General features: G+C 72.6%; 10 protein-coding genes. 4 read left to right on the forward strand and 6 right to left on the reverse strand.

The genetic code is table 11. The features are described from left to right. The 5 genes from iolD to DSY14_RS24055 form a co-directional block, all read right to left on the reverse strand. A partial coding sequence (gene iolD, locus DSY14_RS24035) for a 3D-(3,5/4)-trihydroxycyclohexane-1,2-dione acylhydrolase (decyclizing) (protein WP_249188373.1) occupies positions 1-1,712 on the reverse strand: 1,712 nt, incomplete at its 3' end. A gap of 95 nt (positions 1,713-1,807) precedes the next feature. Beyond that, positions 1,808-2,695, reverse strand: a complete 888-nt coding sequence (gene iolB / locus DSY14_RS24040) for a 5-deoxy-glucuronate isomerase (protein ID WP_211718892.1) — start codon at positions 2,693-2,695, stop codon at positions 1,808-1,810. After that, the gene (locus tag DSY14_RS24045) at positions 2,692-3,651 is read right to left on the reverse strand and encodes an aldolase (RefSeq protein ID WP_249188372.1); all 960 of its coding nucleotides are present in this window, start codon (positions 3,649-3,651) and stop codon (positions 2,692-2,694) included. The genes iolB and DSY14_RS24045 overlap by 4 nt, the downstream gene beginning before the upstream one ends. After that, positions 3,641-4,624, reverse strand: coding sequence for a 5-dehydro-2-deoxygluconokinase (gene iolC / locus DSY14_RS24050; protein WP_307851319.1), 984 nt, complete (start codon positions 4,622-4,624; stop codon positions 3,641-3,643). Before iolC ends, DSY14_RS24045 begins: the two co-directional genes overlap by 11 nt. Beyond that, the gene (locus DSY14_RS24055) at positions 4,621-5,622 is read right to left on the reverse strand and encodes a Gfo/Idh/MocA family oxidoreductase (RefSeq protein ID WP_211718893.1); all 1,002 of its coding nucleotides are present in this window, start codon (positions 5,620-5,622) and stop codon (positions 4,621-4,623) included. The genes iolC and DSY14_RS24055 overlap by 4 nt, the downstream gene beginning before the upstream one ends. A gap of 133 nt (positions 5,623-5,755) precedes the next feature. Here DSY14_RS24055 and DSY14_RS24060 point away from each other — a divergent pair, with 133 nt between their 5' ends. The 3 genes from DSY14_RS24060 to DSY14_RS24070 all read left to right on the forward strand — a co-directional run bounded on the left by DSY14_RS24060 (position 5,756) and on the right by DSY14_RS24070 (position 9,144). After that, entirely contained in the window at positions 5,756-6,496 is a 741-nt protein-coding gene (locus DSY14_RS24060) for a GntR family transcriptional regulator (protein WP_211718894.1), read from the forward strand. A gap of 180 nt (positions 6,497-6,676) precedes the next feature. Continuing rightward, the gene (locus DSY14_RS24065; protein ID WP_211718895.1) at positions 6,677-8,089 is read left to right on the forward strand and encodes a hypothetical protein; all 1,413 of its coding nucleotides are present in this window, start codon (positions 6,677-6,679) and stop codon (positions 8,087-8,089) included. Continuing rightward, a complete protein-coding gene (locus DSY14_RS24070; RefSeq protein ID WP_211718896.1) occupies positions 8,086-9,144 on the forward strand; it encodes a hypothetical protein in 1,059 nt (352 codons plus the stop codon). Before DSY14_RS24065 ends, DSY14_RS24070 begins: the two co-directional genes overlap by 4 nt. Positions 9,145-9,342: 198 nt before the next feature. On the opposite strand, the gene DSY14_RS24075 is transcribed toward DSY14_RS24070, so the two are convergent. Beyond that, positions 9,343-9,912 carry a TetR/AcrR family transcriptional regulator gene (locus tag DSY14_RS24075; protein ID WP_211718897.1) on the reverse strand — a complete coding sequence of 190 codons (570 nt, stop codon included), beginning with the start codon at positions 9,910-9,912 and terminating at the stop codon, positions 9,343-9,345. Positions 9,913-10,179: 267 nt separating this feature from the next. Here DSY14_RS24075 and DSY14_RS24080 point away from each other — a divergent pair, with 267 nt between their 5' ends. Next, complete coding sequence (locus DSY14_RS24080; RefSeq protein ID WP_211718898.1) at positions 10,180-10,812, forward strand: NAD(P)-dependent oxidoreductase; 633 nt, start codon at positions 10,180-10,182, stop codon at positions 10,810-10,812. Positions 10,813-10,906 lie beyond the last annotated feature (94 nt).

Below are 10,906 nucleotides of genomic sequence, written 5' to 3' on the forward strand. Positions count from 1 at the left end.
GTCCGCACGTGGACGACGGTGGTGGTCCGGGCCGCGCGGGCCCGGTGCAGGGCGTCGGTCAAGTCGTCGGGTTCCTCGACCCGGATCACGTGGGCGCCAAGGCCGGCGGCGATGGTGGCGGGGTCCACGGGCAGCGGGGGTCCGTCCAGCATCCCGGTGTCGGGGTCGCGGTACCGGTAGGCGGTGCCGAAACGCCGGGAGCCCACGCTCTCGGACAGGGCCCCGATGGAGGCGAACCCCTGGTTGTCGACCACGACGATGGTGATCGCGACGTGTTCGGCGACCAGCGTGGCGATCTCCTGGGCGAGCATGAGGAAGGAACCGTCGCCGACCAGGACGCACACGTGACGATCGGGCGCGGCCAGTTTCACGCCGAGTCCCGCGGCGATCTCGTAGCCCATGCACGAGTAGGCGTACTCCACGTGGTAGCCCTTGGGGTCCCGCGCCCGCCAGATCATCTGCAGGTCGCCGGGCATGCTCCCGGCCGCGTTGACGACCACGTCCCGATCGTCGAGGACGTCGTTGACCGCGCCGATGACGGCGCTCTGCGCCGCGCGTCCCTCGGAGGGCGCGGCACGGCGGAGGCCGTCGGTCTCGGCGGTCCACGCCGTGGCCAGTGCACGTGAGCGGCGTTCGTACTCGGGGTCCACCCGCCACCCGGCCAGGGCCTCGCGCAGCCCGGTGAGGGCGATGCGGGCGTCGGCGACGACCTCGGTCGCGGACAGCTTGGCGGCGTCGACGCGGGCGACGTTGACGTTGACGAAGCGCACGTGCGGGTCCTGGAAGAGCGTGCGGCTGGCGGTGGTGAAGTCGCTGTACCGGGTACCAACCCCGATCACCAGGTCGGCCTCGCGCGCGAGGTCGTTGGCCGACCGCGCCCCGGTGGAGCCGAGACCGCCCACCGCGCGGGGATGGTCCCAGGGCAGGGCGCCCTTGCCGGCGTGGGTGTCGGCGACGGGGATGCCGGTGGACTCGGCGAGGGCGCGCAGCGCGGCCGTGGCCCGCGCGTACACCACACCGCCCCCGGCCACCAGCAGGGGCCGGCGGGCGGCCCGGATCAGCTCGACCGCGCGGGCCAGGGCCTCGGGTTCGGGCGGGGGGCGCCCCACGCGCCAGACGCGTTCACGGAAGAACTCCCGGGGCCAGTCGTGCGCCTCGGCCTGGACGTCCTGGGGCAGACACAGGGTGACGGCGCCGGTCTCCACCGGGTCGGTGAGCACGCGCATCGCCGCCAGGGCGGCGGGAACGAGCTGTTCGGGACGGGTGACGCGATCCCAGTAGCGCGAGACCGGCCGCAGGCTGTCGTTGACGGTCACGTCCCCCGCCCGCGGGTCCTCCAGTTGTTGCAGCGCGGGATCGACGGTGCGGCCGGCGAACATGTCCGAGGGGAGCAGCAGGACGGGGACACGGTTGGTGGTGGCCAGGGCCGCTCCGGTCACCATGTTGGTGGACCCGGGTCCGGTGGAGGCGGTGCAGGCGTACGTGCCGAGCCGGTCCGCGGCCTTGGCGTAGGCGGCGGCGGTGTGCACCATCGCCTGTTCGTTGCGGGCCAGGTGGTAGGGAAGGTCCGCCTCGCCGGTGACGGCCGCCTGGAGCAGGGCCTGGCCGAGCCCGGCGACGTTGCCGTGTCCGAAGATGCCCCACACCCCGGCGATGAGGCGGCGGCGTTCGCCGTCGCGTTCGGTGTACTGGGCGGCCAGGAACCGGACCAACGCCTGGGCGGTGGTGAGCCGGACGGTCCGGGCGGAGGCGTCGGAGTCGGACGCACCGGTGGGATCGGTGGGCTCGGTGGGCGGGACGGACGCGTTCACCCACGATCTCCTCTGCCTCGGGCCGAGCACAACGGCAGCCTCGGGTCCATCGGCTGCGCGGCCCAGGTGTCACGGACCCAGGCGTGGTTCGGGTGGTCGCTGATCCGCCACGCCCGTTCGGCACCCGGCCCCGCCATGACGTTGAGGTAGTACAGGTCGTAGCCGGGGGCGGCCATGGACGGCCCGTGCCACCCGTGCGGGACCAGCACCACGTCCTCGCTGCGCACCTCCGCCAGGACCTCGATGGGACGCCGGGGGGTGCCGTGCACCCGGTGGTAGCCCACACCGTGCCCGTGCGGGCCGTCGGCGACCTCGAAGTAGTAGATCTCCTCCAGCTCCGCTTCGGTCGCGCTCGCCTCGTCGTGCTTGTGCGGCGGATACGACGACCAGTTCGCCGCGGGGGTGAGGACCTCGCACACCAGGAGCCGGTCGGCGGCGAAGGTCCCGGGCAGGCAGAGGTTGTTGACCTGTCGGCTGCTCTGTCCGGCACCGCGCAGCTCCACGGGGACGTCCTCGGCGCGCCCGTGGCGGGCGGGCAGGGCGCGGTCGCAGCGCGAGGCCGGGAGCGCGAAACGCCCCCCGCTCTCGCTGGTGATCGTGGCCCGGGCGCCGCGCGGCAGGTACACGAAGTCGCTCACCCGGGAGAACACGTTCTCGCGGCCCTCCACCTCGAAGACCACCGAGTCCAGGGCGACGGTGCACCCGCCCTCCAGGGGCAGAACCAGGGTCTCGGAGTCCCCGGTGGTGATCTCGGCCGAGTGACCGGGTTGGAGTTCCAGGACCCGCAGTCCCGAGAACCCCCACCCGGCGGTGTCGGGGGTGACGACGGTGCGGAACGGCGGCTGGGCGGTGCTCAGCGCGGACAGGTGATGTTCGGTGCTCACAGCAACCCCACAGCGGTGTCGACGGCGGCCTCGACGTCGTCGTCGGCCGGATACAGCAGGGACCGGCCCACGGCCAGCCCGATGACGTTCGGTGGTTCCAGGGCCCTGGCCCAGCGGGCGTACGCGGCGTCCGGATCCGCGGCGACCTCCCCGCCCAGGATGACCGTGGGCAGGGTCGTGGCCGCGGCGACACGCTCCATGTCGTCCACGGCGGGGAGTTTGAGCCAGGTGTGGGCCGAGGAGGGACCGAGCCCGGCGGCGATCCCGGCGGCGCGCACGACGGCCTCGGTGGACAGGTCGTTGCGCAGCCCCTGGCCGGGACCGTCCGGGCGGCCGGAGACGAACGGTTCCACCATCGCGACCAACCCGGCGTCGGCCAGTTCGGACACGGCCCGGGCGCAGTGCTCCAGGGTGCGGGCGGTGCGACCGTCGGCGTAGTCCAGTCGCAGCAGCATCTTGCCGCCCTCGAACCCGGCGCGGAGCAGACCTCGGGCGGTGCAGCCGGTGAAGCGGTCGTCGATCTCCCAGTCGGCGCCCACCAGGCCGCCCCGGTTCATCGACCCGAACACCGTCTTCCCTTCGAGGGCCCCCAACAGGAGCAGGTCGTCCAGGACGTCGGCTGTGCCCAGCACCCCGGTGACGCCCGGCCGGTCCAGGGCCCGGCACAGGCGGGACAGCAGATCGGCGCGGTCGGCCATGGCCTGGGGCCGCCGCCCCGCGCGCAGCGATCCGCGCGCCGGGTGGTCGGCGGCGATGATGAGCGCCCGCCCCGAGGGACCGACCGGGGCCTCGGGTCGGGACCGACGGTCGGCGGCCTCGGTGATGGCGGTGGGACGGGTCAGTCGGGTCTCGGTGATCGCGCGGACGCGCTCGGGTGTGACCGGTCCGGTCGGGGGGTGGGGGCCCACGACCGTCGCGCGCGAGGGTGCGGACGGAGGGGCGACGTCACGAGGCATCGGGTGTCTCCTCCCGTGCGGCGAGGACCTCGGCGGTGGTGGGCATGGCGTCGGAGCAGGCCAGACGCGAGGCGACGAGGGCGCCCGCGACGTTGGCGAACCGTAGGGTGCGCTCGATCGGCCAACCGGAGAGCAGTCCGTGGCACAGCGCCCCACCGAAGGCGTCACCGGCCCCCAGCCCGTTGACCACCTCCACCGGCACCGGGGGTGACCGGTGCAGGCCGGTGGCGTCGGCGGCCAGGACCCCGGCGGGACCCTGCTTGACCACGGCCAGCGACAGACCCCGCTCGCGGCCCCGGCGGGCCGCTTCGACGGGGTCGCGCGTGCCCACGGCCGTCTCCCATTCGTCGACGTTCCCGCAGGCCACCGTCGCCAGGGGCAGGGCCTCGGACACGTACCGTCGGGCCTCCTCACGCGAGGGCCAGAACATGGGGCGGTAGTCCAGGTCCAGCACCGTCGGGTGACGGCGGTCCCGGGCCCGCAGGGCGGCGAGCGTGGCGGTGCGTCCGGGGTCGCGGCACAGTCCGGTACCGGTGGCCCAGAAAAGGTCGGCGCCGGTCACCGCGGACAGGTCCAGATCGTCGGCCTCGATGAGCAGGTCGGGGGCGGGGTCGCGGCCGTAGAAGTACAGCGGGAAGTCGTCGGGCGGGAAGAGTTCGCACAGGGTGATGGGCGTGGCGACGCCGGGCACGGCGGTGACGAAGCGGTCGTCCACCCCGAAACCCCGCAGGGCACGGTGGACGAACCGGCCCAGCGGGTCCTCACCGGTCCGTGTGATGACGGCGCTGGAGCGTCCGTGGCGCGCGGCGGCCACCGCGACGTTGGTCGCGCTGCCGCCGAGGAACTTGCCGAACGACTCCACCTCGTCCAGGCCGACCCCGACCTGCCGCGGATAGACGTCCACCCCGACGCGACCGATGGTGAGCACCTCCGGGTGGGGCGGGGTCGGTCGTGGATCCGGGGCCGGGCTCACGGGCGCACCTCCGCCGTTCGCACGGGGCGATGTTCCCGACGCGACAGGTCGGCCGCCTCGGCTACCAGGACCGCTTCGAGCGCGTCGGCGACCGTGCAGGGGCTGGGGGCTCCGTCGACGACCATGGCGACGAACGCGCCGATCTCGGCCTCGTAGGCCGCGGTGAACCGGGGCCAGAACACCTCCCACGGCTCCCCCGCGGGAAAGTCGGTCCCGGGTTCGGCCGACCGCAGGGGCGCGCGGTCGTCCAGTCCGACGACCAGGGTGGAGCGGGAACCGGCCAGTTCCATGCGCACGTCGTACCCGGCACCGTTGTAACGCGACCCCTGCAGGGTGGCGAGGGTCCCGTCGTCCAGGCGCAGCACCGCACCGGAGGTGTCGATGTCACCGTGGTCGGCGAAGTAGGCGGCGCCCCGGTTGACCCCGTAGGCGAAGACCTCCTCGACCTCGCGTCCGGTGACCCAGCGCAGGATGTCGAAGTCGTGGACGTGACAGTCCCGGAACAGGCCGCCGGAGGAAGCGACGTAGGCGGCGGGCGGAGGCGCCATGTCGCAGGTCAGGGCATGGACCCGATGGAGGTCGCCGAGGGTGCCCTCGCGCACGGCGTGACGGGCCCGCCGGTAGCCGGGGTCGAAGCGGCGCATGAACCCGATGTGCACCGGTACCCGCGCGCGCTGGACCCGTTCCAGGACCCGGACGGTCTCGGCGACCGTGGGGGCGACCGGTTTCTCGCAGAAGACGGGGATCCCCGCGTCGACCCCGGCCAGGATCAGTTCGGGGTGGGCGGGGGTGGCGGCGGCGATCACCAGGGCGTCCACGGCGCCGGGCCGCAGGAGCGCTCCCACCTCCGCCGTACGGGCTCCGACCTCGTGGGCGACGGTACGGGCGCGGTGGGGGTCGACGTCGGCGAGCAGGAGTTCGGCCACCTCGGGGCGGGCCCGCAGGGCGGCGGCGTGTGACTGTCCGATGCGGCCGGTTCCGACCAGGCCAATGCGCATGGGGCTCCCTGGGTGTTGCGCGCGTCACATCCGGGCCTCATGCTCACCCGTGGCCTTCTCACTGTCAATACTTTGTCCGGACATACTGATGTAGTAACCTCGAAGCCACACTCCGCGCCACGAGGAAGCGTCCGTGCCCCACCACCCCATCTCCATCGCGCTGGACCGCAGCAGCCCGGTACCGCTCTACTTCCAGGTCGCCCAGGAACTGGAACGGCGGATCATGGCCGGTGAGCTGCCCGCCGGCACCCGCCTGGAGAACGAACTCGTGCTCGCCGAACGGTTGGGGTTGTCCCGACCGACGCTGCGTCAGGCCATCGAGTACCTGGTGGACCGGGGCATGGTGGTGCGCAAACGCGGCGTGGGCACCCAGGTGGTACGCCCCCGTGTCCGGCGCCCGGTGGAGCTGTCCAGCCTCTACGACGACCTGGCGCGGGTGGGCGAGGAACCACGGACCCGGGTGCTGCGCCTGACCGTCGAGGTGCCGCCCGCCCCGGTCGCCGCGCAGATGGACCTGGCCCCCGACACCGAGGTGTACGTGCTCGAACGGCTGCGCCTGGCCAGGGGCGAACCCCTGGCGCTCATGCGCAACCACGTGCCCCTGGGCCTGGTGGACCTGGACGAGGAGAAGCTGTCCGAACAGGGGCTCTACCGTCTGCTGCGCGCGGCGGGGGTGACGCTGAAGATCGCCTCCCAGAGCATCGGCGCGCGCAACGCCACCGCGGCCGAGGCCGACGCCCTGGACGAGCCCCCGGGCGCACCCCTGCTCACCATGGACCGTGTGGTCTACGACGACACCGGGTGTGTGGTGGAGGTGGGGGCGCACGTGTACCGCGCCTCTCGCTACGCCTTCGAACTCACCCTCACCGGCTGAGGCGCGCGGGGCCACAGTACGCCGGTGTAAAACCACCTGGCCCCGGAAAGGCGGCTTTGCTAGCGTCGGGCCCGGCCGGTCGTGGGACTTGACCGCGACTTGCGAGAACTGCCTTATCAGCACCCTTCACGCTGTTCGCGCCGCTGCTCCCCGACCGGCCCCCACCCCCCGGCGGAGACGATGGACGACACCTACACCGACCTGCTGGCCTGCGAGGACCTCCTGATGTTCGCGGGAGCGGCGATCTCGGGGACCGGACAGCGCGAGTTCCACGCGGGAGCCGAGCGGCAGGGCCTCGGCCTGGACTTCCTGCACGAGTACGTGCACCAGACCCTCCCGGACCTGTACGCGGCGATGCTCGCTCTGCACGTCAACGACCACAACGCCCTGCGCATCGTGCACACCCTGCTCTCCCGGCCGGGCGACGGCCACCCCCGGCAGAACGCACTCATTCGGCGACGTTTGGCGCGCACGCCACCACAGCGGGTCTACCGACTCTTCCGCCGGTTGGCGGCCGAACACGTGAACAACCGGCGTACCCGGGCCACCATGCGGGACTGGCTGCTCCAGCGCCCCCATCCGGCCCTGGACGCGATCAAGTACCGCAAGGGTCTGCGCGACGCCGCCCGGCACGCGCGCCTGCGGCTACCGGACGAGATCGACCGGTTCGTCTTCTCCTCGCCGGCCGACCGACGGCGGGCGCGCTACGAGGACCCGTTGCTGCGGGCCCACGGTCGCGCCTTCCACGCGGCGCGCGACCTCTACGCACTGCCGTTCACGGTCGCGGAGGGCTTCGCAGCCCGACACGGTGTGCCACGGGAGCGGTTCCTCGCTTCGATCGCGGAGCGCACCACCCGGGACGAGCGCCTGCGTCTGACCGAGAGCGCACGGCGCGCGGGAACCACTCCCCTGGGCGCCGTGGGCGACGCACCGCTGATGCGCCTGTGCTCCTACGTGGTGGGGTTGCCCGTCGATCAGCGCCGGGAGCGGCGCGCGGAACTGGAGTCGGCGTTGGAGGCGTCGGCGCGACGGGCGGCCGGGGACGCGGCGGGGAGCTGGCCGGACACCGCACTGGTGCTGGACGACAGCTATTCCTCGTTCGGTTCTCCGGTGCGGCGCAACCGCCCGTTGGCCGTCGCCCTGGCCTGCCGGTCCCTGGTGTCGGTGCTCTCCCCCGGTTCCACGACCTTCTGGCTGTCCGGGCACACCGATCACCTCACGGTGCGGCCGACGGGCCCCACCCTCCTGGCGGAGCGGATCCTGGACGCGTTGGCCTGCTCGCCGGCGCGGGTGGTGGTGGTCTCCGACGGCCACGACAGCGCACCCGAACTGCTCTCCGACACCCTTCGGGTGTGGCGGAGCCGCCTGGACCCCGGGCACACCGTGTCGATGGTGCATCTGAACCCGGCGCTGGACGGGGAGGGCACGGCCCCACGCCGCCTGTCGCCGGCGGTGCCCACGCTGGGACTGCACGACCCGGCGACGCTGCCATCGCTCGTGGAGCTCGCCCGGTTCGGGCAGGGCCGGTCCGGCCTGGCCGACCTGCGCGCCCACATGGACGCCGCGGTCGCGACCTACCTGGAGGAGCGATGACCCGCCCGCACCTGTCGATGGAGGGAGTGACCACCGGCCCGGACCAGAGATGGGGCAACGTGCGCCTCGTCCCGTTGCTGCGCAGGACACCGGTGGAGGGGCTGCGGCTGCACCCGGCCCTGTCCGGGACGGGCCCGACCCGGGACGAGGGGGTACCGGATCCGGTGGCCTACCTGCCGCACGCCTACGTCGCACACTGGGAGGAGGATCCTCTGCCCATGGTCTCCTACGGGACCCGGCTGTGCTCCCCCTGGGAACCGCCCTCGCCCGCGCGGATCCGGCCGGTCGACGGCAGGGACCGGGGACGTGGCGACCTCGAACGACCGAGGTTCCTGCCCTGGTCGGTGAACGTGGAGGGGCACCTGGCCCTGCGGTTCTCGGTCACCACCATCGCGTGGGAGCGGCTGGCCCGCACCCTGCTGCGCACCGAGCGCCTGCGCGTGCCGAAGGAGACGGCCTACACGGGCGCCGAGGTGGGCGACCTGTCCCGGGCGTTGGAGGTGTTCGAGGTCCACACCGACCAGTGCGGCGTGGTGCTGTACGTGGGCGACGAACCGGCCTCGGTACACCTGACCCCGCACCCGGACGACTACCGGACCCTGCATCCGTCACTTCTGTGGGACCTGTTCGGTGGGACCCTGCACGCGTGGGGCGGGGTGGCCGCACCGGTTCCCTCCCTCTACGAGCCGCTGCCGAAACGGGGGATCCGCTCCCTGGACGACCTGCGCCGGGCGGTGGCCGAGAGCCGCGCCGCCTCGGCACGCGGCCGGGACGCACTCATGCCGCCGGTACTCACCGCGCAGGACACCACGTTCCACCGGGTGGGGGAACGCGACGCCTTCGCACTGTGGCGCCTGTGCCCGCCGTTGGTCCGCGGGGGCGGGCCACACGTGGGCGAGGTGATCACCGCCGCGGACGGACGACCCGCCTACCTGAGCACCTTCCGGCTGTCGACCGCACAGGTGCGCCGGGGCACCTGTTGCGGACGCTGGCGGCGGCGGGTGGGGAGATCGACCGGGCCGCGCGGGCGTTGGAGGTCACCGAGGAGGAGGTGATCGACCGGATCGCGCGGGCGGGGTTGGCGGGCCTGCTGAACCCGGACATGTGGGCGCGGCACCGGTCGGGGCGAGGGCGCGGCACCGGCCTCAAGGCTCGCTAGAGCGCGCTTCCCGGGGGCGTGGACACGACCGGACCGAAGTGGCACCTCCGGTGCGGCGTGCGAGAGGCGCCCGGACCCCCTGTGACCGGTGCGCTCAGTCGCGTCGGCGCAGACCGCACAGGACCAGTTCGAGGAGCCGATGGGCGCGCTGTTCCCAGTCCTCGGCGGAGGGATCGAGCTGGTACAGGCCGGCCACGGCCAGCAGGACGTCGTCGGCGGTCAGGTCCTCACGCAGGGTGCCCGCCTCGCGGTTGGCGGCGAGCAGCTGTTCGACCGCCCCGGTGACCGGCCCCCGGGCCTCCTGGGCGAAGCGACCGTGCGCGGTGGCGGTGCGCAGCACCTCCATGAGCCCGGCCTTGGTCATGGCGTAGCGGGCGAAGCGCTCCATCCACAGACGGAAGGCCTCCAGCGGAGGATGGGTCCGCAGCAGTTCCTCGGAGGCCAGGACGAGCCGTTGGACCTGGTCGCGATAGAGCTCGAAGACCAGTTCCTCGCGGGTGGGGAAGTGTCGGTAGAGGGTACCGATGCCCACCCCCGCCCTCTTGGCGATGGAGTTGAGCGAGGCGTCATGACACTCCTCGAAGACCTCGCGCGCGACGTCCAGCAGGCAGGCGCGCGTGCGAAGTCCCTGTGCGTGCAGTTGTTCGACACGCTTCGTCGACATGGACGACCTTCCTCCGGCCAGCGTCACGGAGACTTCTCCGTCACAGCGTATCCGATGGTGGGGCGCGGTTCGGAAGAGACGCGGAGTAGTCCTGAGGCAGGGAGCACAGAACTCGGGTCTTGTTTGACGGAGGGTTCTCCGTTAAGTTGTCGTGTGTGGCGGAGACGTCTCCGCCACGAGGTCGGCCTCCCCCGGTTCACGCCGACCCCTGCCAACGTGAGTGGAGCGCACATCATTTCCCAGGGGGTTCCCATGCAGGAAAATCCCATGACCAGAAGCATCGGCATCATCGGCGTCTCCGGTGGACTCGCCGAACACATCGCGACCGAGGCCGCGGCACGCGGCCACCACGTGACCGCGTTCGTGGACGACACGGAGCGCTGGGCCGCACCCGTGCCCGCGATCCGACGCGACCCTCTGGACCTCACCCGCCCCGACATGGCGGAGTTCGACGTCCTGATCAACGCCCACCAGGTCGCACCGGGGCGCGAGCGCGCGCACCTGGACGTCAACCGCCACCTGTTGTGGCTGCTGGCCCGCACCCCGACCCGCCTCATCACCGTCGGCAGTCCCGGACACCTGTTCACCGACGACTCCCGCACCTCGATCTACTGGCAGGAGAGCATCGCCCGCGGCCCCAGGCGCGACGCGGCGCGCACCATGGAGCGGGTCTACTTCCTGTACAAGATCAACCGCGACGTGCTCTGGACCTATCTGGCGCCGCCCATCGAGCTGGTCGGCGACGGAGCACGCACCGGTCGCTACCGCGCGGGCGGCGACGTCCTGCTCACCGACGAGTCGGGCCGGAGCCGGATCAGCCACGCCGACTACGCGGTCGCGATGGTGGACGAGGTGGAGGCCGGCGCCCACCCTCGGCGGATGTTCACGGTCGTCGCCTAGCTGTACTGACCACGGAGGTTGGTAACACCCACCCCGCCCGACACACGACAAGAGGGCCTCCGGTATCGGTGTGGATTGCGACGTCCCACCGGCC

Origin of the sequence: Nocardiopsis sp. MG754419, from assembly GCF_018207095.1 — a bacterium.
Classification (GTDB): Bacteria; Actinomycetota; Actinomycetes; order Streptosporangiales; family Streptosporangiaceae; genus Nocardiopsis.